Below are 25,050 nucleotides of genomic sequence, written 5' to 3' on the forward strand. Positions count from 1 at the left end.
GCTTCCCCCGGTGTCCGTCAGCGCGCCTGGTTGCGCGCGTCGATGAAGCGCAGTGCGCGGTACAGCGCCTCGATCTTCGGCAAGTCACGCCCGGCCTTGCGCGCGGCCTCCAGCGGCGCCGCGTAGATAGCCCCCAGTTCCAGCGGTCGGCGCTGGGCAAAGTCATGGTACATGCTGGGCAGGTAATCCGGCATGGCGTCGGTGGAGCTGAGCATCGCGCCGACTATGCCTGGCGGCAGCGAGTGGCCGCAGGCGGCAGCGCCAGTGATGACTTCCTCCATCAACTCGGCTACCAGGGCACGGCTGTCGGGGTTGTCCATGATCGCTCTAGTGCCACTGTCGAGCAGCACGGAGAGACCGTTGTAGGGGATGTTCCAGACCAGCTTCTGCCAGCGCGCCTGCTCCAGGTTGGGCATGGCGTTGGAATCCAGGCCGGCGCTGCGGAACAACGCGGCGCCCTCCTCCACCACCGCCTGGCGCGCTTCGGCCTCCTGTGCGGAGCCCGAGTGGTAACCGATGTTCACCCCGCCAAAGGCCTGGTGTTCGATCACGCCCGGCTCGGCGCGGTGCACACAGATGAAGCACAGCCCGCCCAGCAGGTGGATGTGCTCGGGCAGCAGCGCACGCAACTCGTCTTCCACGGCGAGGCCATTCTGCAGCAGCAGGACCTTGGCTCCCTGCGCAGCGGTCTGAATGATCAGCGGCGCGAGGTCGGCATTGCTGGTGGTCTTGGCGCCTACCAGCAGCCAGTCACAGGGCGGCATCTTTGCCACGTCGTCGTAGGCATTCACCGGCGACAGGCTCAGCGCGCCGTGCACCTGGCTGTTCAGGCGCAGACCGTTCTGCGCGACGGCGGGATATTCGCTGCGCAGCAGGAAGTGAACGTCATGGCCGGCGCGGGCCAGCATCAGGCCGTAGAAGCCACCGATGGCGCCGGTTCCGATGATGCCGATTCGCAGATTCATCAAGGCAATTCCTCAGCAGGGCGCGACAGGGCAGCGCGCAGGGCTTGGGTCAGGGGTTCAGGGCGAAGCGGAGCGTGAACCGGGCCGAGGAAATGGCCGTCGCGCACCAGGAACAGGGAAGGCAGATGGAAGACTTCATAGCGCTCGACCAGGCCGCCGCTGTGCCCGGCGTCGATCCAGCACAGGCGGTCCACCGGCAGGTCGAACTGCGGCAGCGCTTCTTTTGCCCAGCGACAGGTGGAGCAGCCCGCGCCGGTGAAAATCAGCAGCGATACGCCCGGCAGCTCCAGCAGCCGGCGGTCGGCATCCAGGTCAGTCAGCTCCAGGGCCGGCACTATACTCAGGGTGCCACCACTATAAAGATTGCAGTCGGAGCGTTCCGTCATGCGTCAGTTCCTGCGTCACCCTTGCGATTTTCCGGTCGAACTGGTCATCCGCAAACAGACTTTCCTGCCGCGCCAGCGGTTGCACAATATCAGTCTCGGCGGCGTCGCGTGCAATTCGCCACGAGGCTTTCGCCGCGGCACCTCCATCGAACTGCGCATTCCCCTGCTGGGCGACTCCGCCCGCTACCCCGGCATCATCGCCTGGAGCCGCAAGCAGGCCAGCGACTACCGCGTAGGCATTGCCTTCATCGACGAAGACACCCTGTTCCGGGCGCGCATGGTCGAACAGGTCTGCCAGATCGAGCAGTACCGCCGCCAGCAGGAACAGGCCTGCGGCAGCAGCCTGCCGTTCGAGACCCTGGCACTGGAGTGGATCGCGCAGAACGCCGCTGACTTCCCGATGTTTTGCGCGGTCTGATCGGCGCCCCGCAGAAAGTCGCGCAAATGCCCGTGTTGCGGGCATTTTCCTGCATCGAGCCATTGTCGAGGCTACGCCTGAACGGTTAAGGTTCGGGTTCCCCTTAGCGACACCTCTGCCTGCGCCCCATCGCACGGGGATTTCTGGCGGCCGGCACCCGTGACCTGATTGAGTACCACGATGGCTGATTTACAGATCGACGACCTTAACGTTGCCTCCAACGAGACACTGATCACGCCGGAGCAGCTCAAGCGCGAAATCCCCCTGACCGACGCCGCCCTGCGCACCGTCGCCAATGGCCGCCAGGTCGTGCGCGACATCCTCGACGGCAAGGACCACCGCCTGTTCGTGGTGATCGGCCCCTGCTCGATCCACGACATCAAGGCCGCCCACGAATATGCCGAGCGCCTGAAGGTGCTGGCTGCAGAGGTCTCCGACACCCTGTTCCTGGTGATGCGCGTGTATTTCGAGAAGCCGCGCACCACGGTCGGCTGGAAAGGCCTGATCAACGACCCGTACCTGGACGATTCCTTCAAGATCCAGGACGGCCTGCACATCGGCCGCCAGCTGCTGCGCGACCTCGCCGAGATGGGCCTGCCCACCGCCACCGAGGCGCTCGACCCGATCTCCCCGCAGTACCTGCAGGACCTGATCAGCTGGTCGGCCATCGGCGCGCGCACCACCGAATCCCAGACCCACCGCGAGATGGCTTCCGGCCTGTCCTCGGCGGTCGGTTTCAAGAACGGCACCGACGGCAGCCTGACCGTGGCGATCAACGCCCTGCAGTCGGTATCCAGCCCGCACCGCTTCCTGGGCATCAACCAGGAAGGCGGCGTCTCCATCGTCACCACCAAGGGCAACGCATACGGCCACGTGGTGCTGCGCGGTGGCAACGGCAAGCCGAACTATGACTCGGTCAGCGTCGCCCTGTGCGAACAGGAACTGACCAAGGCGAAGATCCCGCTGAATGTGATGGTCGACTGCAGCCACGCCAACTCCAACAAGGACCCGGCCCTGCAGCCGCTGGTGATGGACAACGTCGCCAATCAGATCGCCGAAGGCAACAACTCCATCGTCGGCCTGATGGTGGAAAGCCACCTGGGCTGGGGTGCTCAGCCGATCCCGAAGGACCTGTGCCAGCTGCAGTACGGCGTGTCGATCACCGACGCCTGCATCGACTGGGACACCACCGAGAAGGCCGTGCGCAGCATGCACGCCAAGCTCAAGGACGTCCTGCCCAAGCGCCAGCGCGGCTGAGGCTTCACGGGCACGAAAAAGCCGGGCAGATGCCCGGCTTTTTTATTGGCTTTTCGTAGGAGCGAGCTTGCTCGCGAACAGGGTTTCCGTCCGCACCAGCGCCAAGCGGTTCGCGAGCAAGCTCGCTCCTGCAAAGATGGCTACCGGACTCATCAGGTACAAAAAAGCCCGGCATTGGCCGGGCTTTTTTATTGTCGCGCTGACGCTCAGAGCGCGGTATCGGTGTGACGCTGGCGGCGTTCCAGGTATCGCTCGACGTAGGAGCACGACGGGATGACGCTGTAGCCCTTGCGCTCGGCGAACTGCAGCGCATGTTCGGTGAGGGCGGCGGCAATGCCGCGACCACGCAGGCTGTCCGGAACGAAGGTACGGTAGATGTCGAGCGTCTGCTTGCCCAGATCCATATAGGCCAGATAGGCGCGATGACCATCAACAGTCGTTACGAACTGGTGGCTGGTTTCATCATGCTGGATGGACAACGACTCACTCACTTGCTCTCTCCTTCGCAGGGCCTCACAACATGACCCGCACCTGATTGATCTTGTTCAGGCGGAGGAACATTTCCGCCGAGCCCGTCCCGATCATGACGGTGATATAGACTCGGCCGTTCTCCACCTTGTGCAGCACACCCTGATAATAGGCACCATCAAACGTGATGAACTGCAGGCGCTTGCCGGTGTACTGGGCAAGGCTTTCAACGCTAACGAACTCATATTGCTGCGTTTTGGCCTGCGACTCAACCGTTTCCGGGGCCGAAACCATTTGATACTGGCTTTCCGGCGTGAGTTTTTCCTTGACCGGATCGACCCAGGCGAACCCCAGCGGTGTGACCGACTGCTGGTTCACTAAGACGACCGGATGCAGCATCTGGATCACATCCTTGGGTTCGAAAAATTGCAGACCGCCCCAGGCCATGCCTTCACTGGGCATCAACTCGATACGCAGCGAGCGCGGATCTTCCAGGTAACGGCCATAGGCCTCGAGCAGCGGCTTGTCGAGCGCGATGCGCTGCTTGCGCAGGGCGTTGTCGAATTTCTCCAGCGACAACGCAGTGTAGGCCTTCTGGTCCACACCCAGCTTGCCACGGCAGAATTCGCTGACCCGGCGCTGGTACTGGTTGTCGTTCATCTCGACGATGACCTGGGATACCCGTGGCGGGTTCACGCGCATGTCGCCCGGACGCTCGGAAACGTTCATCAGCGTCATGCTGGTGTGCATGTCCAGCATGTCACGGGTATCGCTGCGCAGGTCGAAGGTCAGGGTCTGCGCGCCCGGCTGCATGCGGTAGGAGAACTCGATATCCGACTCGAGGGTGCGGTAGCCCATCTGCAGCAACTCGTCGACGCCGATGTTGCGAACGTTGCCGCAGGCCACTTCGCTCATGGCGGTAAAAGCGCTTTTCTCCGCCGGCTGGGCATACAGCGACTGCATGAACGGACCGTGGATCTGCAGTTCGACGCCCTTCAGGTCCACTGCCATCTGCTCCGGCAGCTTGCCCTCATCCAGACGCTCCTTGAAGCTCAGCAGCTCGCGCAGCCCATTGAACTTCAACTGGGCATGGGAGACCTTCAGGCTGTCTCCTGCCATGGGCACCCTGATCACCACGTTCTGCAGTCCGACACGGCCGTCGAAGGACGAGGAGATGCCGCCATAGGTGATTTCCATGAACGGCGAGACGCGGGCAATGGCCTCGTTCACCACGCTGCGCACCGAAAGCCAGAGCGACGCTTTGATGATGAGGGCAATCGCCACGACGGCGAAAAGGGACCACTTGAGAAACTTCGACATGGCGGGCACATCCTGGATTGTGCGAGAGCTGAGCGTAGGGATACTGGCAGCTTAACAGTACGCCTGAGACCTCTCCACGAACGCCGTAGGATTTTGCGTGCACAGCGCACAGAAATCGCCCGAATTTAATGGCATACGGCTGACTCACCAGTCAGTCAAAACGCTTTACGCACCAGGCCTGCGTCAGTATGTTCTGGCCACTTCCAACCCAAGGACTGCAACCCAGGACCCTCTGCCATGAGTGAGCTGATCAGCTACCAATTCGAAGACGGCATCGCCACCCTGACCCTGAACAACGGCAAGGTGAACGCCATCTCCCCGGCGGTCATCGAAGCCTTCAACCAGGCCCTGGACCAGGCGGAGAAGGACCGTGCCATCGTCATCGTCACCGGCCAGCCGGGCATCCTTTCCGGCGGTTACGACCTCAAGGTGATGACCTCCGGCCCGGAGAATGCCGTGAACCTGGTGGCTGCCGGCTCGACCCTGGCCCGCCGCATGCTGTCCCACCCGTTCCCGGTCATCGTCGCCTGCACCGGCCACGCGGTGGCCAAGGGCGCCTTCATCCTGCTCTCGGCGGACTACCGCATCGGCGTCGACGGCCCGTTCCAGATCGGCCTCAACGAAGTGGCCATCGGCATGACCATGCACCACGTCGGCATCGAACTGGCCCGTGACCGCCTGCGTCGCTCCGCCTTCACCCGCTCGGTGGTGAATGCCGAGATGTTCAACCCGCGCGACGCCGTGGACGCCGGCTTCCTCGACAAGGTGGTGCCGGCCGAACAGCTCCAGGCTGCTGCCCTGGAAGCCGCCCAGCACCTGAAGAAGCTGAATATGACCGCGCACCGCAACACCAAGCTGAAAGTGCGCAAGCAGTTGCTGGAAACCCTCGACAAGTCGATCGAACTTGACCGCAACCACCTGGCCTGATCGCCCGATGACAAAAAAGCCCGGCCACGTGCCGGGCTTTTTCATGCCATGACTGTTACCAAAAGAGCAATACTGATTAAGCCTGTTTGCTATTTTTAAAAAATTATTACGCATTAACCTATGTATGAACCCGAAACAAACCAACCCGGAGGTGTTCATCATGAAACTCAACATCATCGCCGCCAGCGTACTGGCCGCCGCTACCGCCTTTGCCGCCCAGGCCAGCTTCGCCGAAGAGTCCCCGCTGATGCAGGACCGCATGGTTCACCTGACCCAGGCCGCCATCGGCCAGCAGCAGTCCGAGCAGTCCGCCAGCCAGGTGAATGTCGAAGCCGCTTCCAAGCAGGGCTGAAACCTTCACATCCCGCCAGCCGCCTGCAGCAGGTGACGTCATGCAGCCCTGCCCGAAGCGAAAAGCCCGGCGTGATGCCGGGCTTTTCAGGGACGATGACGCGACCTCAGCGCTTTTCGAACGCTCCCTACGCGGCTGATTGTCTCCCGTCCAAGCCCGCCGACACCTGTCGCCTCCCTCCCAGACGAGGGTCAAACCGCCATGAAGCCCGCCATAGCCCCGGAATCCCCCGATAGCCCCTTGCCTGGCGTGAACTTGCGCCTGGTACCTTCGGTGCCGGTATCCATCAATTTGCCTGATACCGAAAACCAAGCAGCATCGTTATTCAATCGAAATCACCAAAGCGACACTGGGCCATCACTTCCCCGAGCCCGAGTCGCCAGCATGAACCGCCAAGCCCACCGCTATGCCCGCAACGGCGCTCTCGCCGCCCTGGGCCTGTATACCATCGTGATCCTGGTGGTCACTGCCCTCTCCGCCGGCTTCGACGGCGCGCGCCGGGCACCGGTGGACAACATCGATCGCAGCGGACTCTTCGAACGCTTCAACCAGGCCGTTCCGGTCGCCCTGCAAGGACTTCAGGACGCCCTCACGCCCCACTCCTGATCCGCTTCGCTGGCGCGGCGCGCCAGGCTGACCAACACTGAACCCCCAGCAGAACGACTCCCGACCGATCCAACAGCAGGGTGGGTTTCAGCATGGGCCGCGTCATCGCTTCCGCCGTCTACAGCAAGGGCCGCAAGGTGTCCGACATCCCCCTGGAAGACGGCTACCGCTGGGCATGCCAGCCCGATCACTTCGTCTGGACCGGCCTGCAGGAGCCGACGCCGGAGGAAATGTACAACCTGCAACGGCAGTTCAACCTCCACGAGCTGGCCGTGTCCGACGCCCTGGAAAAGCACAGCCGGCCGAAGCTGGAAACCTTCGGTGACGCGCTGTTCATCGTCATCTACTCGCCGATCCGCGCCGACAGCCGATTGATGTTCGTCGAAACCCACCTGTTCGCCGGCATCGGCTACATCATCAGTGCGCGCCACGGCTTCTCCCAGTCCTACGCCCAGGTCCGACAACGCTGCGAGGCGCGGCCGTTGCTGCTGGCCCATGGCACCGACTTCGTGCTCTACGCCCTGCTGGACTTCGTGATGAGCAACTACGAGCCGGTGGTCGAGGCGATTCGCGGGGAAATCGAGGACGTGGAGCAGCAGGTGCTGCGTCAGTCGCTGACCCAGGAGCAGATCGAGAAGATCTACGGCCTGCGCCGCGAGGTGCTCAGGCTCAAGCATTACGCCGCGCCCATGGTGGAAATCTGCCAGGAACTGCAGCGCCTGGACTTTCCGTTCATCGACAAGCAGATGCGGCCTTACTTCCGCGACGTGGCGATCCATGTGAACCGCCTGCTCGAAGACCTCACCACCCTGCGCGACGTGGCCAGCCAGACCATCGAGGTCGGGCTGGCGCTGGAGTCGTCACGGCAGAGCGTGGTGCAGCGCAAGTTCGCCGCCTGGGCAGCCATCCTTGCCTTCCCCACCGCCGTGGCTGGCATCTACGGGATGAACTTCGAATACATCCCGGAGCTGCACTGGCACTACGGCTACTTCCTGATCATGGGGCTGCTGGCGCTGGGCTGCGTGGGGCTGTACATCAGCTTCAAGCAGGCGGAATGGCTTTAGTCCGGCCTGACGGCCGGGTTGCGGGCATGGCCCGCTCCTACACGTAACGGCCCCCGCAGGAGCGGGCCATACCCGCGATAAGCGCCTGCAAGGCGTCCAGAAACACAAACGCCGCTCGATTGAGCGGCGTTTGCAGTCAACACGGCAGGAGTCAGGCCGCGCTCTTCTTCTCGTCGCGACCCTGCTGGACGAAGCGCATCATCCATTCGCCAACCGCCGTCCCCTGGTGCGGGCGCGAGAGGCTGTCGATGCCGGACTGGAACACCGGCTCGCTGAAGATGTGCTTGCGCAGCTCGAGGATCGCCTGGGAGTAGTCGCTCTGGAACTCCGGGTGGCCCTGGAAGCACAGCACCTGGTCGCCGATGGCGTAGGCGGCGTTCGGGCAGAAGTCGCTGGAGGCGATGCGACGCGCGCCGTGGGGCAGTTCGGTGACCTGGTCCTGGTGGCTGACCAGCAGGGTCAGGCCATCGCCCGGCGCCGGGCTCATCCACTCCGGCTGCTCCTCGATGCGGTAATCGTGGATGCCCACGCCCCAGCCCTGGCTGGCGCGCTCGGTCTTGCCGCCCAGCACCAGCGCCAGCAGCTGGTGGCCGAAGCACACGCCCAGCAGCTTGTCGCCGCGCTGGTAGAGCTTGAGCACGTAGTCCTTGAGGGTCTGGATCCAGGGATCAGTGCCGAAGGAGTCCGCCTTGCTGCCGGTCACCAGGTACGCGTCGAACTTCTCATCTTCGGGCGGGTAATGCCCTTCCACCACGTTGTAGACCGTGAACTCGGCCGGAACGGGTTGCTTGGCGAACAGTTGCTGGAACATCCAGCCATAGCCCTTGTACTGATCGATGAGTTCGGGGCGGAGGATGTCGGTTTCCAGAATGCAGATGTGCAACGACATGCAGGGGTGATTCCTGGGGGGTTGGCGGCTGATAAGAATGGTTTTCCTGACACTGATGAAACGCGCGTGAAAATTACGCCCTATTTTTTCACCACACAAGATGCCAGGGCCGATTCTTGTGTAGGAATTTCAGGGGAAATACCGGAAAAACCGACTTCCTTCAATTGCACGGATGCACAGGAGTGACGGCCGGTTGGCAAGGATTCAGCTGATGGACAGCCTTTGCAGCAGCGAGTTCGTGTCCAGCACCTGCGCGTACTCGCCCTGCAGGTTGGCCAGGGACATGGCGTGAACGTCCTCGGCGCTGCGCTGCACACCGTTGAAATCGCGCTTGGCGAAGGCGAAACAGGCGTCCGCCACGACCTGCGTAGTGAAGCCCAGGTTGCCCGCCGTGCGCGCCGAGGCCTCCACCGAGTTGTTGGTACTGACGCCACAGATCACCACGCCCTCGATGCCCCGTACGCGTAGCCAGCGCTCCAGGCCGCTGTGGATGAAAGCGTCGGGAATGTTCTTCTCCACCACGTGTTCGTGATCCAGCGGCGCCAGCGCCTCCTGGAATTCAGCCCCCGGCTGTCCGGGCCAGAACGGCGAGCCCGGCGTGCGCGAGATGTGGCGGATATGCACCAGTGGCCAACCCTCGCGGCGCCAGGCGGCCAGCAGGTCACCGATGCGCTGCTCGGCCTGCGGGTTGTTGCGCGGCTCGGGGCTGTCACGCATGCCTTTCTGCTGGTCGATGATCAACAAGGCGGGAGGCGTCATCGGGGCGGTCCTGCTGGGGGGAAGGCGCCATCCTACGGCCTGTGCCGGCAAGAAAAAACCGGCCACGGGGGCCGGTTTCTTCATTCAGCGCCGGATGCCTCAGAAGCCCTCGCCCCGCGCCGCCTTCTCCAGCAACAGCGCCGGCGGCAGGAAGCGTTCGCCGTACTGCTCGGCCAGGTACTGGGCACGAGCGACGAAGTCCCTCAGGCCGTACTGGTTGATGAACTGCAGCGCGCCGCCGCTCCAGGCCGCGAAGCCGATACCGAAGATCGAGCCGATGTTGGCGTCGGCGGTGGAGGTCAGCACGCCCTCCTCCACGCAGCGCACCGTCTCGATGGCCTGCACGAAGAGAATGCGGTCGCGCACGTCCTCGGCAGATATCTGCGCGTCAGCCTTCTCGAAGCGCTGCTTCAGCTCAGGCCAAAGGTGCTTCTTGCCATTGGCGGGATAGTCGTAGAAACCGGCGCCGGCCGCTTTGCCCGGGCGCTTGTATTCATTGACCATCAGGTCCACCACGGCGAAGGCCGGGTGCTTGGGCAATTGCTTGCCTTCGGCCTCCAGGTCCTTGCGGGTCTGCTCGCGGATATGGGTCATCAGGCTCATCGACACTTCGTCGCTGATCGCCAGCGGGCCCACCGGCATGCCGGCCTGACGCGCCTGGTTCTCGATCATCGCCGCCGACACGCCCTCGCCGAGCATGGCCAGGCCTTCGTTGGTGAAGGTGCCGAACACGCGGGAGGTGAAGAAACCACGGCTGTCATGGACGACGATCGGGGTCTTCTTGATCTGCAGGACGTAGTCGAAGGCGCGGGCCAGGGTGGCGTCGTCGGTCTTCTCGCCACGGATGATCTCCACCAGCGGCATCTTGTCCACCGGGCTGAAGAAGTGCAGGCCGATGAATTTCTGCGGCTGCGCCACGGCTTCGGCCAGGCCGGTGATCGGCAGGGTCGAGGTGTTGGACGCGATCACCGCGTCCGGCAGCGCGGCAGATTCGGCGGCGGCGTTGACCTTGGCTTTCAGGCCACGGTCCTCGAACACTGCCTCGATGATCAGGTCGCAACCTTCGAAGTCGGCGTCGCTGGCGGTCGGCTTGATCCGCGCGAGGAAGGCGTCGCGCTTCTCGGCGCTCATCTGGCCACGGCTGACCTTCTTGTCCAGCAGGCCGGCGGAGTAGGCCTTGCCCTTCTCTGCCGACTCCAGGGAAACGTCCTTGAGCACCACCTCGATGCCGGCGGCGGCCGAGACGTAGGCGATGCCCGCGCCCATCATGCCGGCGCCGACCACCCCGACCTTCTTCGTCTGCTGCGGCGGGATGCCCTGCGGGCGGGATTTGCCGGCATTGATCTCGTTGAGCTGGAACCAGAAGGTGCCGATCATGTTCTTCGCCACCTGGCCGGTGGTCAGCTCGGTGAAGTAGCGCGCCTCGATCAGCTGCGCGGTGTCGAAGTCCACCTGGGCGCCTTCGACGGCCGCGCACATGATCTTCTCCGGCGCCGGGAAGCAACCTTTGGTCTTGTCACGCAGCACCGACGGGGCGATGGCCAGCATCTGCGCCACGGCGGGGCTGGACGGCGTGCCACCGGGGATCTTGTAGCCGGCGGAGTCCCACGGCTGCTTGGCGGCCGGGTTGGCGGCGATCCATTCGCGGGCCTTGCTCAGCAGCTCTTCGCGGCTGGAGGCCAGTTGATGGACAAGGCCGGCCTTGAGGGCCTGGTCCGGGCGCACTTTCTTGCCTTCGGCCAGGTACGGCAGGGCCTTCTCCAGGCCGAGCAGACGCACCATGCGCACCACGCCGCCACCGCCGGGCAGCAGGCCGAGGGTGACTTCCGGCAGGCCGAGCTGGACGTGGCTTTCGTCCAGGGCGATGCGGTGGTGGCAGGCCAGGCAGATTTCCCAGCCGCCGCCCAGGGCCGCGCCATTGATGGCGGCGACCACCGGCTTGCCGAGGGTTTCCAGGCGGCGCAGCTGGCCCTTGAGCACCAGGATGCCTTCGTAGAAGGCCTGGGCGTCGGCCTTGGTCACCTTGATCAGTTCATTGAGGTCGCCGCCGGCGAAGAAGGTCTTCTTCGCCGAGGTGATCACCACGCCGGCGATCGACTCCTTCTCGGCTTCCAGGCGCGCCACGGTGGCGGCCATGGCCTCGCGGTAGACACCGTTCATGGTGTTGGCGCTCTGGCCGGGCATGTCCATGGTCAGGACGACGATGTTGTCCTGGCCTTTGTCGTAACGGATGGCGTCAGTCATTTTTGTATTTTTCCCATGGTGGGGGATCGCTTCAGGGGCGTCACGAGCGAAGGGCAGGCAAGGCGGAAATTCTTCGGGAAGCGGAGTTGGCTGCAGCCAATGAGCATTCCCGGAGAATTTCCAACGCCGCATGGCCGAGCGCAGTAGCCCATGATCGATCCTTAAACTCGTTCGATGATGGTGGCTATGCCCATGCCGCCGCCCACGCAGAGGGTGGCCAGGCCATAGCGCAGGTTGCGCCGCTCCAGTTCATCCAGCAGGGTGCCGAGGATCATGCAGCCGGTGGCGCCCAGCGGGTGGCCCATGGCGATGGAGCCGCCGTTGACGTTGACCTTGCTCTCCGGCACGCCCATGTCCTTCATGAACTTCATCACCACCGAGGCGAAGGCTTCGTTGACCTCGTAGAGGTCGATGTCTTCGGCCTTCAGCCCGGCCTTGGCCAGCGCCTTGCGGGTGGCCGGCGCGGGGCCGGTGAGCATGATGGTCGGGTCGGTGCTGGTCACCGCGGTGGCGACGATGCGCCCGCGGGCCTTGAGGCCCAGCTCGCGACCCTTGGCCTCGGAGCCGATGAGCATGGCGGTGGCGCCGTCGACGATGCCCGAGCTGTTGCCCGGCGTGTGCACGTGCTCGATGCGCTCGACGAAGCTGTACTTGCGCAGTGCGCTGGCATCGAAGCCCATCTGCCCCATCATCTCGAAGCTGGGCTTGAGCGCGCCGAGGCCTTCAAGGGTGGAGTCGGCGCGGATGAATTCGTCATGGTCGAGCAGGACGATGCCGTTCTGGTCAGTCACCGGCACCAGGGATTTGCCGAACAACCCTTCGGCGCGGGCCTTGGCGGCCTTCTGCTGCGAGCGCAGGGCGAAGGCGTCGACGTCGGCGCGGCTGAAGCCTTCCAGGGTGGCGATCAGGTCGGCACCGATGCCCTGCGGCACGAAGCTGGTGTGCAGGTTGGTTTCCGGGTCCAGCGCCCAGGCGCCGCCGTCGGAGCCCATGGGCACGCGGGACATGGATTCCACGCCGCCGACCACCACCAGGTCCTCGAAGCCCGAGCGCACCTTCATGGCGCCCAGGTTGACCGCCTCCAGGCCCGAGGCGCAGAAGCGGTTGATCTGCACGCCGGCAACCTGCTCGTCCCAGTCGGCGACCAGCGCAGCGGTCTTGGCGATGTCCGAGCCCTGGTCGCCCACCGGGGTCACGCAGCCCAGGACGATGTCGTCGACCTGGGCGGTATCGAGCTGGTTGCGCTGCTGCAGCGCGCGCAGGACACCGGCCATCAGGTTGACCGGCTTGACGCTGTGCAGCGCGCCGTCCTTCTTGCCCTTGCCGCGGGGAGTACGCACCGCGTCGTAAATGAATGCTTCGGTCATGGCGTTCTCTCTTAGAGTTGTCGTCACGCAGGCGTGGCGTGTCGGCCTACCTTAGCGGCGTATCGGCAAGGGGCAATGACCGCAGCGCTCAGCACAATTGACCGCCACGCTCAGCCACCGACCGGCGGCGGGCAGGTCGAAGGCTCTGGAAAGGGGCTGCCGGCGCAGGCGGACGAACGGTAGAAAAGCTGAACAGAGCTGTCACCGCCCGGTCATATAGAGGGAATATGCCTGAAGCTGCAGGATTTGCTGCCAGATGGTCTAAGCCCCCGCGGCACTAGGCTTAGACTCAAACAGGCAGATGCTGCGAAGAGTGCCGTTGCCGGGTTTTGCCGGCTCGGCTCGAGGAACCAGAAGCCAAGGCATGGGCTGCACTATCTACGGGCCGTGAGTGAGCCGTGCCAAGAACAAGAAAGGCGGAAGGACATCATGGAAAAACAAACGAGGAAATGGCGGCAGGCTAGCCTGATCGTCTTCGCAACCACCGTTGTTCTGATCATCCCCAATCTGAGTCGTCTGGTCGGCTAGGGCCAACACCCGGCTACCCCGCCGCTGCGCACCGCGTGCCGCCATCCGCGAGCCCCGGTCAACGCAGCGCGGGAGCCACCCACCTCCTGCAGCGCCCACACCTCTGCTAATGTTCCGCGGCCCTCTCCCGCCACGGATGCGACCATGCGCCCACTGCTGCTCTCGCTGCTCCTGCTCTGCCCGACCACATTCGCCGCAACGCTGACCCTGGAACTGCCCGACGGCAAGCACGATTTCACTTCCGAGCAGCTGCTGGCCAACCCCAAGGCGCAGGACATCGAGATTCCCGCCGACGTCTCCTACAACCGCACCATGCATTACCGCGCGGTGCCGCTGGCGGCGCTGCTGCAGGGCATAAAGCCGGCCGATCACCTGCAGGCCGTGGCGCTGGACGGCTTCGCCGCCGAACTGCCAGCGGCGCCGCTGCTGGCGGAAAAAGGTTCGCGCGCCTGGCTGGCCATCGAGGAGCCGGATAAGCCCTGGCCGCCGCTGGCCGAAGGCAAACCGTCCGCCGGGCCCTTCTACCTGGTGTGGAGCGATCCGAAAGCCGCCGGCATCGGCCCGGAGCAGTGGCCGTTCCAGGTTGCCAGCATCCGGTATCTCAAGCCCTTGGCCGAGCGTTTCCCGGCGTTGCTGCCGGCGAAGAGTGCGCCTGAGTCGGTGCAGAAGGGCTTCGCCCAGTTCCAGAAGAACTGCCTGGCCTGCCACCGCCTGAACGGCGCCGGCGACTCGCAGTTCGGCCCGGACCTGAACCTGCCGCACAACCCCACCGAGTACTTCGCGCCGGGCTATCTCAAGCAGTACATCCGCGATCCGCAGAGCCTGCGGCACTGGCCGGAAGCGCGGATGAAGGGCTTTGCGGCGGATGTGGTCAGCGATACGGAGCTGGAGCAGATCGTCGCCTACCTGAAGCACATGGCAGGGCGGAAGGCGAAGACCGGCGGATAACTTCGTAGGGCGCATAACGCACCAGCGTTATCCGCCGTTGCAGGCTCCGCGCGGCGATGATTCGCGAGCAAGCTCGCTCCTACGAAGAGCGTGCCCCACACACCGGATTCAACCTGTAGGAGCGGGCCGCTTTTTAGACATGCAAGGTGGGCGCGATCGCGCGCATGGCGCGCTCCTACAAATGAGCGTTATAGCTCGGCATTTCCCGGCAGCTGCACATTCCGCCGCGATGCACTTCGCGGACAAGGTCCGCTCCTACGAAAAGCCCGCGGCGGAGTGCTCCTCCGCCCTGAAACGCGCAATCAGTGCCAGTAATCCCCCGGCGGCGCCGGCAGCTCGCCCAGCAGCTGGCGCAGCCCGGCGCCCCACTGGTTGCGAATGCCCTCGAAATACGGGTCGCCCTCCTGGATGCGGTAGCCCGCCGGCACCTCCAGACTGCCCTCGCGGTACACCAGCAGGTCCAGCGGCATGCCCACCGAGAGGTTGCTGCGGATGGTCGAGTCGAAGCTGATCAGCGCGCAGCGCAGGGCCTGTTCCAGCGGCGTGGCGTAGCTCATGGCGCGGTCGATGATCGGCTTGCCGTACTTGCTCTCGCCGATCTGGAAGTACGGCGTATCCCGGCAGGATTCGATGAAGTTGCCCTGCGGGTAGACGTTGAACAGGCGCGGCACTTCGGTGCCGATCTGCCCGCCGACCAGGAAGGAACTGCCCAGGTCGACCCCCTGGTTCTGGCCGATGTTCTCGTCGTGGTCGACTACCTCGCGCAATGTCGAACCGACGAGACGCGCCGCCTCGAAGAGGTTCTCCACCGTGCCGAGGTTCGGCCCGTCGCCGCCCATGCGCTGGCGCAGCGTGCTGATCACCGACTGCGAGGTGGCCAGGTTGCCGGCGCTCTGCACCACGATCAGCCGCTCCCCCGGCGTACCGAAGACGTGCAGCTTGCGGAACACCGCGATGTTGTCGACGCCGGCGTTGGTGCGCGAATCGGAAACGAAGACCAGGCCCTGGGCGAGGTTCATGGCGACGCAATAGGTCATGGCTTTCTCATGGCGGCAGGAACTGGCACCGATCTTAAGCCGGTGCCGTTGCTAGTGCCACGCATCCTCACTGCTGCGCCTGCTGCATCTGCTGCAGATGCCCCGGCGCCACGGTGACGCGGGCGTGCATCTGCTCGCCGCCACCGCCCCGGCGCATGCCGCGCACCGGGCAGGCGTCGAGGTAGTCCAGGCCCACCGCCAGTTTCAGGTGGCGCTCCGGGCGGTCCAGCACATTGGTCACGTCGAAGCTGTACCAGGCGTCGTCGAGCCAGGCTTCCACCCAGGCATGGCTGGCGAGGTGATCCTCGACATCGGTGTAGAGATAGCCGGAGACGTAACGCGCCGGCACGCCGAGATAACGCAGGCAGGCCAGGAACGCGTGGGCGTGATCCTGGCAGACGCCCTGTCCCGCCGCGAAGGCTTCGGCGGCGGTGCTGTCCACCTGGGTCGAGCCGGGTACGTAGGCAATGCGCTCGTTCAAGGCCTGCATCAGTTTGATCATCGCCTTGCGGTCACGGCGCTCGTTGCACTGGGCACGGGCGAACTCCTGCAGCGCGCCGTCGGCCTGGGTCAGCCGGGTGCTGCGCAGGAACGGCAGCGGCGACAGGTGATCATGCTCGCGCTCGTTCTCCACATCGATTTCCACGTGGCCGTGGGCGGCGATGACGATAGCCTCGTGGGGCTCGTCCAGGGTCAGCACATGGAGGATGTTGCCGTAGGCGTCGCGCTGCGGGTGCGCCGGACGCGGCAGGTGCAGCTGCCAGTCGAGCACATGCTGGCGCTCGCTTTCCTGCGGGGTCAGGCGCAGGTACTGGATGCTCGCGCGCACCTGGTCTTCGTAGCGGTAGGTGGTGTCATGGCGGATGGAGAGTTTCATGCGGCCTCCAGGTACGAGCTGTGAATGGCGTTGGCGAGCTGGCGGACCAGCCCGATGTGGTCGGTGATCCAGGGATGCAGGCCGTTGCCCAGCACTTCGTCGATGCCGGTGTAACGCACCCGTGCTTCCAGTTCGGCAGCCAGGCGCTGGGCCGGCCGGCCGTTGGCGCCGGGCAGGCTGGCAAGGATCTGGCGCAGCTCCTCGGCGCAGGCCAGCAGCGAGCGGGGTACGTCCTCGCGCAGCAGCAGGAGCTCGGCGATGTTCCGCGCGTTGAGGGCGTCGCGGTACAGCTCGGTGTAGCCCTCGAACGCCGACAGCGCGCGCAGCAGCGCGGTCCACTGGTAGTAGCCGCGTGCCGTACCTTCGGCCGGGCCGGCGCTGTGCTCGCCCAGCACCTGGTGGCGTGCGTCGAGCAGGCGCAGGGTGTTGTCGGCGCGCTCGATGTAGGTGCCCAGGCGGATGAAATGGAAGGCATCGTTGCGCATGCTGGTGCCGAAGGTGGCGCCGCGGAACAGGTGCGAGCGGTCCTTCACCCATTCGCAGAAGTGGCTGATGCCATAGCGCAGCAGGCCCTGGTGGGCGATGTCGCGCATCTCCAGCCAGGTGGCGTTGATGTTCTCCCACATGTCGGTGGTGATCCGTCCGCGCACCGCGTGAGCGCCGGCGCGGGCGGCGCCGAAGCAGGAATAGATGCTCGCCGGGTTCTGCGCATCGAGGGCGAAGAAGTTCAGCAGGCGCTCGGCGTGCAGCTCACCGTGGCGTGCCAGGTAGGCGTCGAGGTTGCCGGTGATCAGCAGCGGCATGGCCAGTTCTTCCAGGCCATCGCCACGGCCGTCCTGGGGCATCAGCGACAGCGAGTAGGAGACGTCGAGCATGCGCGCGAGGTTCTCGGCGCGCTCCAGGTAACGCGACATCCAGTACAGGTCCGAAGCGGTACGGCTCAGCATGGTCAGTCCTCCACCACCCAGGTGTCCTTGGTACCGCCACCTTGTGACGAGTTGACGACCAGCGAGCCTTCGCGCAGCGCCACGCGGGTCAGCCCGCCGGGCACCAGGCGCACGTTGTCCGGCGCGGAGAGCACGAAGGGCCGCAGGTCGATGTGGCGCGGGGCAATGCCGTTCTCGACGAAGGTCGGGCAGGTCGACAGGCTCAGGGTCGGCTGTGCGATGTAGGCCTCCGGGCGCGCCATCAGGCGGGCGCGGAAGGCTTCGATCTCGGCGCTGCTGGCGGCCGGGCCGACCAGCATGCCGTAGCCGCCGGAGCCCTGGGCCTCCTTCACCACCAGCTCAGGCAGGTGCGCCAGCACGTGGGACAGATCCTGCGGCCGACGGCACTGCCAGGTCGGCACGTTGTGCAGGATCGGTTCCTGGTCGAGGTAGAAGCGGATCATCTCCGGCACGTAGGGGTAGACCGATTTGTCATCGGCGACGCCGGTGCCTATGGCGTTGGCCAGCACCACGTTGCCGGCGCGATAGGCGGCCAGCAGGCCGGGCACGCCGAGCATGGAGTCAGGGTTGAAGGCCAGCGGGTCGAGGAAGTCGTCGTCGACCCGCCGGTAGATCACGTCCACCGGCATCGGGCCCGAGGTGGTGCGCATGTAGACGCGCTCGTCACGGACGAACAGGTCGGCGCCTTCCACCAGCTCCACGCCCATCTCGCGGGCCAGGAAGGCATGCTCGAAATAGGCGCTGTTGAAGCGGCCGGGCGTCAGCACCACCACGCAGGGCTGCTCCACCTCGCTGGCCTGGCGCAGGGTGTCGAGCAGCAGGTTCGGGTAGTGGTCGATGGGCGCGATGCGCTGGGCGCCGAACAGCTCGGGGAACAGGCGCATCATCATCTTGCGGTTCTCCAGCATGTAGGAGACGCCGCTGGGGGTGCGCAGGTTGTCTTCGAGGACGTAGTAGGCGCCGTTGCCGTCGCGCACCAGGTCGATGCCGGCGATGTGCGCGTAGACGTTGCCGGGCACGTCCAGGCCCTGCATGGCCAGCTGGTACTGGTCATTCGCCAGGACCTGCTCGGGCGGGATCAGGCCTTCCTTGAGGATGCGCTGGTCGTGGTAGAGGTCGGCGAGGAACAGATTGAGCGCCTGCACCCGCTGGATGCAGCCGGCCTCGATGATCTTCCACTCGCTGGCGGGGATGCTGCGCGGGATGGTGTCGAAGGGGATCAGGCGCTCGGTGCCCTGGTCGTCGCCATAGAGGGTGAAGGTGATCCCGGCGCGATAGAACAGCAGGTCGGCCTCACGGCGGCGCTGCTGCAGCTGTTCGCCGGGCATGTCCGCCAGCCAGCGGGCGAACTCCGTGTAGTGCGGTCGGCAGGCGCCGGCGGCGTCATGCATTTCGTCATAGAACACCCGAGCCATCTTCCACTCCTTGTTGCCGCTCTCACTCGGCAAAAGGGTCTTCGCAAGGCCCGTGCCAGAGGTCGATTTCCTGCCTATTCAATGACTTGCAAAGGCCGTTCAGGACGTCCGCACTGCCATGGTGCGAAACCGCCACAGGGCACGGGCGACGCGCCCTTTTTAGGGCCGCGGGCCGCGCCGGGGCTCGCTTGTCAGCCTCCGGGGCCAGAACTACGCTGCAAGAGCGTGGCCATTCCCCATGGACACGCAGCGGTCAACGGAGGTGCCATTTTTCTGCGCGCTGGTTCCGCAGTGGCTCCCACAACGAAGAACAACAGGAGTCCGTCCATGTCATCTGTGTCCTTAGTGAAAGTCGCGGCGCTGGCCTTCGCCGGCGCCAGCCTGCTTTCCAGCGCCTCGCTGCAGGCCGCCGAAGAGCTCAAGCAACTCGGCAACCCCGAAGGCGCTCTCGACATCATTGCCTGGCCCGGCTACATCGAGCGCGGCGAGAGCGACAAGAACTACGACTGGGTCAGCCAGTTCGAGAAGGACACCGGCTGCAAGGTCAACGTGAAGACCGCCGCCACCTCCGACGAGATGGTCAGCCTGATGGCCAAGGGCGGCTACGACCTGGTCACCGCCTCCGGCGACGCCTCCCTGCGGCTGGTCTACGGCAAGCGCGTGCAGCCGATCAACATCGCCCTGGTGCCCAACTGGAAGAACGTCGACAAGCGCCTGCAGGACGCACCCTGGCACACCGTGGACGGCAAGCATTACGGCACGCCCTACCAGTGGGGGCCGAACGTGCTGATGTACAACACCAAGGTGTTCCCCAAGGCGCCGGAGAGCTGGAGCGTGGTGTTCACCGAACAGAAGCTGCCTGACGGCAAGAGCAACAAGGGCCGCGTGCAGGCCTACGACGGCCCTATCTACATCGCCGACGCGGCGCTCTATCTGAAGACCGCAGAGCCCAAGCTGGGCATCCAGGACCCCTATGAGCTCAACGAGGAACAGTACGCCGCGGCGCTGAAGCTGCTGCGCGGGCAGCAGAAGCTGATCCACCGCTACTGGCACGACGCGACGGTGCAGATGAGCGACTTCAAGAACGAGGGCGTGGCCGCTTCCGGCTCCTGGCCGTACCAGGTCAATGCCCTGCAGGGCGAGAAGCAGCCGATCGCCTCGACCATCCCCGGCGAAGGCGTCACCGGCTGGGCCGACACCACCATGCTGCACGTCGACGCCAAGCACCCGGTGTGCGCCTACAAGTGGCTGAACTGGTCGCTGGAGCCCAAGGTGCAGGGTGACGTCGCCGCCTGGTTCGGCTCGGTGCCGGCCTCGCCCGATGGTTGCACCGGCAGCCAGTTGCTGGGCGAAAAAGGCTGCGCCGCCAACGGCTACGACCAGTTCGACCGCATCGCTTTCTGGAAGACCCCGCAGGCCAAGTGCGCCCAGGGGCAGTGCGTGCCTTATAGCCGGTGGACGCAGGATTACATTGCGATCATGGGCGGGAGGTGACGCTGTATTACCCGCGTGAAAGCCCCTCTCCCCCGCCCTCTCCCTGAAGGGAGAGGGGGTATCCGAGTCAGGCATGCTGCCGTGCAAATGGCATGCTTGGGCGCAGGTTGATGCCGTGATTACGCTTGATGCCGATCCAGTTCCCTCTCCCTTCAGGGAGAGGGGGTTCGGTATCAGCCACACCACGGCATCCAGCTGACCAAGCGCCCTTCCCCCCATGCGCTACCTTTTCTGATGCAGCCCTCGCCAATCAGGTAGCCAGCAGCATGACCACAGCCGTCCAGTTCACCGACGTGAGCCGTCACTACGGCGAGGTGCGCGCCGTCGATGCGGTGTCCATCGAGATCCGCGATGGTGAGTTCTTCTCCATGCTCGGCCCCTCCGGCTCGGGCAAGACCACCTGCCTGCGGCTGATCGCCGGCTTTGAGCAACCCACCTCCGGCTCCATCCGCATCCATGGCGCGGAAGCGGCGGGCCTGCCGCCCTACGAGCGCGACGTGAACACGGTGTTCCAGGACTACGCGCTGTTCCCGCACATGAGCGTGCTGGACAACGTCGCCTACGGCCTGAAGGTGAAAGGCGTGGCCAAGGCCGAGCGCTACCACCGCGCCGAAGAGGCCTTAGGGATGGTCGCCCTGGCCGGCTATGGCAAGCGCAAGCCGGCGCAGCTTTCCGGCGGCCAGCGCCAGCGCGTCGCCCTGGCCCGGGCGCTGGTGAATCGCCCGCGCGTGCTGCTGCTGGACGAGCCCCTCGGCGCGCTGGACCTGAAGCTGCGCGAGCAGATGCAGGTGGAGCTGAAGAAGCTGCAGCGCCAGCTCGGCATCACCTTCATCTTCGTCACCCATGACCAGAGCGAAGCACTGTCCATGTCCGACCGCGTGGCGGTATTCAACAAGGGGCGCATCGAACAGGTCGACACCCCCGGCAACCTCTACCGCCGCCCCGCCACGCGCTTCGTCGCCGAGTTCGTCGGCACCGCCAACGTGCTGCGCGGCGACCTCGGCCAACGCCTGCTGGGCGAGTCGCGCCCGCACTCGCTGCGCCCCGAGCACGTGCGCTTCGGCCGCGCTGGCGACGGCGAGCTGGAAGTCAGCGGCACGCTGTTCGACGTGCAATACATGGGCGCCAGCAGCCGCTACGAGATCGAACTGGAAAACGGCGTGCGCCTGGTCGCCGCGCTGCCCAACGGCGAGCGCGAGGAGCAACGGCCGAAACCGGGTGACGCGGTGACCGCCTGCTGGGCACGCAGCGCGCTGGTGCCGCTGCTCGAGGAACCGGCGCCGTGAGGGCGATCTCCAGCTTCCTCTACCGACGCAGCACGCTCTACCTGCTGATGCTGCTGATCCCGCCGTTGCTGTGGTTCGGGGTGATCTACATCGGCTCGCTGTTCGCCCTGCTCTGGCAGAGCTTCTACACCTTCGACGACTTCACCATGGCGGTGACGCCGGACCTGACCCTGGCCAACTACCGGGCCCTGTTCAACCCGGCCAACTACGACATAGTCCTGCGCACCTTCAGCATGGCGATTGCCGTGTCGGTGGCCAGCGCCATCCTCGCCTTCCCCATCGCCTACTACATGGCGCGCTACGCCGGGCCCAAGGAGAAGGCGTTCTTCTACATCGCGGTGATGCTGCCGATGTGGGCCAGCTACATCGTCAAGGCCTACGCCTGGACGGTGATCCTGGCCAAGGGCGGCATCCTCTACTGGATCATCGAGCACCTGCACCTGCTCGGCCTGCTGGACCTGCTGCTGCAGGTGCCAGGCGTGGGCGGCAACACGCTATCCACCTCGCACCTGGGGCGCTTCTGGGTGTTCACCTACATCTGGCTGCCGTTCATGATCCTGCCGATCCAGGCCGCCCTGGAGCGCCTGCCACCCTCGCTGCTGCAGGCCTCGGCGGACCTCGGTGCGCACCCGCGGCAGACCTTCTTCCAGGTCATCCTGCCGCTGGCCTTCCCCGGCGTGGTGGCGGGCTCGATCTTCACCTTCAGCCTGACCCTGGGCGACTTCATCATCCCGCAACTGGTGGGCCCCAGCGGGCTGTTCATCGGCACCATGGTCTACGTGCAGCAGGGCGCGGTGGGCAACATGCCGCTGGCGGCGGCCTTCACCCTGGTGCCCATCGTGCTGATCGCCGTTTACCTGTCCATCGCCAAGCGGCTGGGGGCCTTCGATGCGCTCTGACGCCCACTCCACCGACCGCCCCTCCTGGTTCCTGCGCCTGGCAGCCTGGGGCGGGCTGGTGTTCCTGCACTTCCCGATCCTGGTGATCCTGCTCTACGCCTTCAACACCGAGGAGTCGGCCTACAGCTTCCCGCTGCAGGGCTTCACCCTGAAGTGGTTCAGCATCGCCTTCGGGCGCGGCGACGTGCTCGACGCCATCTGGCTCTCGGTGAAGATCGCCTGCGTCGCCACGCTGATCGCCATGCTCCTCGGCACCCTGGCCGCCGGCGCGCTGTACCGCCGCGATTTCTTCGGCAAGGAGAGCATCTCGCTGATGCTGATCCTGCCCATCGCCCTGCCCGGCATCATCACCGGTATCGCCCTGCTCTCGGCGTTCAAGACGCTGGGGATCGAGCCGGGCTTCCTGACCATCGTCATCGGCCACGCGACCTTCTGTGTGGTGATCGTCTACAACAACGTGATCGCGCGCTTCCGCCGCACCTCCTTCAGCCTGATCGAGGCGAGCATGGACCTGGGCGCCGACGGCTGGCAGACCTTCCGCTACATCATCCTGCCGAACATCGCCACGGCGCTGCTGGCCGGCGGCATGCTGGCCTTCGCCCTGTCGTTCGACGAGATCATCGTCACCACCTTCACCGCCGGCCACGAGCGCACCCTGCCACTGTGGCTGCTCAACCAGCTGACCCGCCCGCGCGACGTGCCCATCACCAACGTCGTCGCCATGCTGGTGATGCTCGCCACCATGCTGCCGATCCTCGGCGCCTATTACCTGACGCGGGGGACCAGCGATGTGGCGGGGGGCGGGAAATGAATCCTGGCGTTTTGCGAAGCTCCCTCTCCCCCGCCCTCTCCCTGAAGGGAGAGGGAGCATCCGTGCAGCGGGATACCACTGCGCAGAGGACAGCCCCCTCTCCCTCTGGGAGAGGGTTGGGGTGAGGGAAACCCACTCACGAAAAGGAGCCCCCCATGCAAACCAAACTCCTGATCAACGGCCAGTTCGTCGCCGGCGAAGGCGCCGCGCTGGACATCCTCAACCCCGCCACCGGTACCGTCATCGGCCAGATCGCCGAAGCCAGCGAAGCCCAGGTGGACAGCGCCGTGCGCGCCGCCAATGCGGCGTTCGACGGCTGGTCGCAGACCGCGCCGAAAGACCGCGCCATGCTCCTGCTGCGCCTGGCCGACCGCATCGAGGAACACGCCGAGGAGCTGGCCCGGCTGGAGTCGGACAACTGCGGCAAGCCCTACGCCGCCGCGCTGAACGACGAGATCCCGGCCATTGCCGACGTGTTCCGTTTCTTCGCCGGCGCCTGCCGCGTGCTGCCCGGCTCCGCTGCCGGCGAATACCTGCCCGGCTTCACCTCGATGATCCGCCGCGACCCGGTGGGTGTGGTCGCCTCCATCGCACCGTGGAACTACCCGCTGATGATGGCCGCGTGGAAGCTCGGCCCGGCACTGGCCGCGGGCAACTGCGTGGTGCTCAAGCCGTCCGAACAGACGCCGCTGACCGCCCTGCGGGTAGCCGAATTCATCGCCGAGCTGTTCCCTGCCGGCGTGGTCAATCTGGTGTTCGGCCGCGGCCCGAGCGTGGGCGCGCCGCTGGTCAGCCATGACCTGGTACGGATGGTTTCGCTGACCGGTTCGGTGGGCACCGGCAAGGCCATCATCAAGAGCGCCGCCGACAGCGTGAAACGCCTGCACATGGAGCTGGGCGGCAAGGCCCCGGTGATCGTCTTCGACGACGCCGACCTGGAAGACGTGATCGCCGGCATCCGCACCTTCGGCTTCTACAACGCCGGGCAGGACTGCACCGCCGCCTGCCGCATCTACGCCGGCAGGAAGGTCTACGACAATTTCGTCGCCGACCTCGCCAGCGCGGTATCGAGCCTCAAGATCGGCCTGCAGAACGACCCGGCTACCGAACTCGGCCCGCTGATCACTGCGGACCAGCGCAACCGCGTCTCCGGCTTCGTCGAGCGCGCCAAGGCCAGCCCGCACATCCAGATCGCCACCGGCGGCAAGATGGTCAGCGGCAACGGCTTCTTCTACGAACCGACGGTGGTGGCCAACGCCCAGCAGGACGACGAGATCGTCCGCCGCGAAGTGTTCGGCCCGGTGGTATCGGTGACGCCGTTCAGCGATGCCGACGAAGCGGTACGCTGGGCCAACGACTCCGACTACGGCCTGGCCTCTTCGGTGTGGACGAAGGATGTCGGCCGCGCCTCACGGGTGGCGGCGCGGCTGCAGTACGGCTGCACCTGGGTGAACACCCACTTCATGCTGTGCAGCGAGATGCCCCACGGCGGCTTCAAGCAGTCCGGCTACGGCAAGGACCTGTCCATGTACGGCCTGGAGGACTACACCGTGGCGCGGCACATCATGTTCAAGCATTGAGGCAAGCCAGCGGCACGAGACACTCCGCACGAGGGGGCCCCTCTCCCCCGCCCTCTCCCTGAAGGGAGAGGGAGCAGCCTGTGCCGGCTGACACCGTTGATTTCAGCCGGCTCCGATCCAGTCCCCTCTCCCTTCAGGGAGAGGGTTAGGGAGAGGGCCGATCCGAGCGAAGAAGTACCTCATAGGAGCGGACTCCGTCCGCGATA

At 65.2% G+C, this 25,050-nt stretch carries 24 protein-coding genes; 12 read left to right on the forward strand and 12 right to left on the reverse strand.

Annotation, left to right across the window (positions count from 1 at the left end):
• Nucleotides 1-17 precede the first annotated feature (17 nt).
• Nucleotides 18-965, reverse strand: a complete 948-nt coding sequence (locus J2T47_RS22485; RefSeq protein WP_253451769.1) for a putative 2-dehydropantoate 2-reductase — start codon at nt 963-965, stop codon at nt 18-20.
• Entirely contained in the window at nt 965-1,351 is a 387-nt protein-coding gene (locus J2T47_RS22490) for a thioredoxin (RefSeq protein ID WP_253451772.1), read from the reverse strand. The genes J2T47_RS22485 and J2T47_RS22490 overlap by 1 nt, the downstream gene beginning before the upstream one ends.
• On the opposite strand from J2T47_RS22490, the gene J2T47_RS22495 reads away from it, so the two are divergent.
• Nucleotides 1,350-1,769, forward strand: a complete 420-nt coding sequence (locus J2T47_RS22495) for a PilZ domain-containing protein (protein ID WP_253451775.1) — start codon at nt 1,350-1,352, stop codon at nt 1,767-1,769. The two genes, J2T47_RS22490 and J2T47_RS22495, sit on opposite strands and share 2 nt — an antisense overlap.
• 180 nt (nt 1,770-1,949) lie before the next feature.
• Entirely contained in the window at nt 1,950-3,026 is a 1,077-nt protein-coding gene (locus J2T47_RS22500) for a 3-deoxy-7-phosphoheptulonate synthase (protein ID WP_045208585.1), read from the forward strand.
• Nucleotides 3,027-3,232: 206 nt separating this feature from the next.
• Here J2T47_RS22500 and J2T47_RS22505 read toward each other — a convergent pair whose 3' ends face one another.
• The gene (locus J2T47_RS22505; protein ID WP_024765462.1) at nt 3,233-3,517 is read right to left on the reverse strand and encodes a GNAT family N-acetyltransferase; all 285 of its coding nucleotides are present in this window, start codon (nt 3,515-3,517) and stop codon (nt 3,233-3,235) included.
• Nucleotides 3,518-3,539: 22 nt separating this feature from the next.
• Nucleotides 3,540-4,814, reverse strand: coding sequence for a hypothetical protein (locus J2T47_RS22510; protein WP_253451779.1), 1,275 nt, complete (start codon nt 4,812-4,814; stop codon nt 3,540-3,542).
• A 237-nt stretch (nt 4,815-5,051) separates the two neighbouring features.
• Here J2T47_RS22510 and J2T47_RS22515 point away from each other — a divergent pair, with 237 nt between their 5' ends.
• The 4 genes from J2T47_RS22515 (at nt 5,052) to J2T47_RS22530 (ending at nt 7,763) form a co-directional block, all read left to right on the forward strand.
• Nucleotides 5,052-5,741, forward strand: a complete 690-nt coding sequence (locus tag J2T47_RS22515; RefSeq protein WP_045208591.1) for a crotonase/enoyl-CoA hydratase family protein — start codon at nt 5,052-5,054, stop codon at nt 5,739-5,741.
• A gap of 160 nt (nt 5,742-5,901) precedes the next feature.
• Complete coding sequence (locus tag J2T47_RS22520; protein ID WP_253451782.1) at nt 5,902-6,093, forward strand: hypothetical protein; 192 nt, start codon at nt 5,902-5,904, stop codon at nt 6,091-6,093.
• Nucleotides 6,094-6,477: 384 nt separating this feature from the next.
• Nucleotides 6,478-6,699 (forward strand): hypothetical protein, encoded by a 222-nt coding sequence (locus J2T47_RS22525; RefSeq protein WP_253451785.1) that lies wholly within the window; start codon nt 6,478-6,480, stop codon nt 6,697-6,699.
• Between the two features lie 92 nt (nt 6,700-6,791).
• A complete protein-coding gene (locus J2T47_RS22530) occupies nt 6,792-7,763 on the forward strand; it encodes a magnesium and cobalt transport protein CorA (RefSeq protein WP_253451787.1) in 972 nt (323 codons plus the stop codon).
• Between the two features lie 151 nt (nt 7,764-7,914).
• Here the strand turns inward: J2T47_RS22530 and J2T47_RS22535 are convergent, their stop codons facing one another.
• The 4 genes from J2T47_RS22535 to J2T47_RS22550 all read right to left on the reverse strand — a co-directional run bounded on the left by J2T47_RS22535 (nt 7,915) and on the right by J2T47_RS22550 (nt 13,022).
• Nucleotides 7,915-8,652, reverse strand: a complete 738-nt coding sequence (locus J2T47_RS22535; RefSeq protein ID WP_081520599.1) for an amidotransferase — start codon at nt 8,650-8,652, stop codon at nt 7,915-7,917.
• 204 nt (nt 8,653-8,856) lie between these two features.
• Nucleotides 8,857-9,411 carry a cysteine hydrolase family protein gene (locus tag J2T47_RS22540; protein ID WP_253451790.1) on the reverse strand — a complete coding sequence of 185 codons (555 nt, stop codon included), beginning with the start codon at nt 9,409-9,411 and terminating at the stop codon, nt 8,857-8,859.
• Between the two features lie 99 nt (nt 9,412-9,510).
• Nucleotides 9,511-11,655: a 3-hydroxyacyl-CoA dehydrogenase NAD-binding domain-containing protein gene (locus J2T47_RS22545; protein ID WP_253451793.1), complete on the reverse strand. Its 2,145-nt coding sequence runs from the start codon at nt 11,653-11,655 to the stop codon at nt 9,511-9,513.
• 161 nt (nt 11,656-11,816) lie between these two features.
• A complete protein-coding gene (locus tag J2T47_RS22550; protein WP_138216379.1) occupies nt 11,817-13,022 on the reverse strand; it encodes an acetyl-CoA C-acetyltransferase in 1,206 nt (401 codons plus the stop codon).
• Nucleotides 13,023-13,694: 672 nt separating this feature from the next.
• On the opposite strand from J2T47_RS22550, the gene J2T47_RS22555 reads away from it, so the two are divergent.
• Nucleotides 13,695-14,498, forward strand: a complete 804-nt coding sequence (locus tag J2T47_RS22555) for a cytochrome c (protein WP_253451796.1) — start codon at nt 13,695-13,697, stop codon at nt 14,496-14,498.
• Between the two features lie 302 nt (nt 14,499-14,800).
• Here the strand turns inward: J2T47_RS22555 and J2T47_RS22560 are convergent, their stop codons facing one another.
• The 4 genes from J2T47_RS22560 to J2T47_RS22575 form a co-directional block, all read right to left on the reverse strand.
• Nucleotides 14,801-15,535, reverse strand: coding sequence for a proteasome-type protease (locus J2T47_RS22560; protein ID WP_253451799.1), 735 nt, complete (start codon nt 15,533-15,535; stop codon nt 14,801-14,803).
• A 67-nt stretch (nt 15,536-15,602) separates the two neighbouring features.
• Nucleotides 15,603-16,412: a transglutaminase family protein gene (locus tag J2T47_RS22565; protein WP_253451803.1), complete on the reverse strand. Its 810-nt coding sequence runs from the start codon at nt 16,410-16,412 to the stop codon at nt 15,603-15,605.
• Entirely contained in the window at nt 16,409-17,359 is a 951-nt protein-coding gene (locus J2T47_RS22570) for an alpha-E domain-containing protein (protein ID WP_253451808.1), read from the reverse strand. The genes J2T47_RS22565 and J2T47_RS22570 overlap by 4 nt, the downstream gene beginning before the upstream one ends.
• A gap of 2 nt (nt 17,360-17,361) precedes the next feature.
• Nucleotides 17,362-18,774, reverse strand: a complete 1,413-nt coding sequence (locus J2T47_RS22575) for a circularly permuted type 2 ATP-grasp protein (protein ID WP_081520606.1) — start codon at nt 18,772-18,774, stop codon at nt 17,362-17,364.
• 327 nt (nt 18,775-19,101) lie between these two features.
• Between J2T47_RS22575 and ydcS the strand changes: the two genes are divergently transcribed.
• The 5 genes from ydcS to J2T47_RS22600 all read left to right on the forward strand — a co-directional run bounded on the left by ydcS (nt 19,102) and on the right by J2T47_RS22600 (nt 24,844).
• Entirely contained in the window at nt 19,102-20,268 is a 1,167-nt protein-coding gene (ydcS, locus tag J2T47_RS22580) for a putative ABC transporter substrate-binding protein YdcS (protein WP_253451812.1), read from the forward strand.
• 266 nt (nt 20,269-20,534) lie between these two features.
• Nucleotides 20,535-21,554, forward strand: coding sequence for an ABC transporter ATP-binding protein (locus J2T47_RS22585; RefSeq protein ID WP_253451815.1), 1,020 nt, complete (start codon nt 20,535-20,537; stop codon nt 21,552-21,554).
• Nucleotides 21,555-21,601: 47 nt separating this feature from the next.
• Nucleotides 21,602-22,453 carry an ABC transporter permease gene (locus tag J2T47_RS22590; RefSeq protein WP_253452033.1) on the forward strand — a complete coding sequence of 284 codons (852 nt, stop codon included), beginning with the start codon at nt 21,602-21,604 and terminating at the stop codon, nt 22,451-22,453.
• Nucleotides 22,443-23,264: an ABC transporter permease gene (locus tag J2T47_RS22595; protein WP_253451817.1), complete on the forward strand. Its 822-nt coding sequence runs from the start codon at nt 22,443-22,445 to the stop codon at nt 23,262-23,264. The genes J2T47_RS22590 and J2T47_RS22595 overlap by 11 nt, the downstream gene beginning before the upstream one ends.
• A gap of 155 nt (nt 23,265-23,419) precedes the next feature.
• Nucleotides 23,420-24,844, forward strand: a complete 1,425-nt coding sequence (locus tag J2T47_RS22600) for a gamma-aminobutyraldehyde dehydrogenase (protein WP_253451820.1) — start codon at nt 23,420-23,422, stop codon at nt 24,842-24,844.
• The last annotated feature ends 206 nt before the right edge of the window (nt 24,845-25,050 follow it).

This window comes from Pseudomonas nitroreducens (assembly GCF_024170165.1).
Lineage (GTDB): Bacteria > Pseudomonadota > Gammaproteobacteria > Pseudomonadales > Pseudomonadaceae > Pseudomonas > Pseudomonas nitroreducens_C.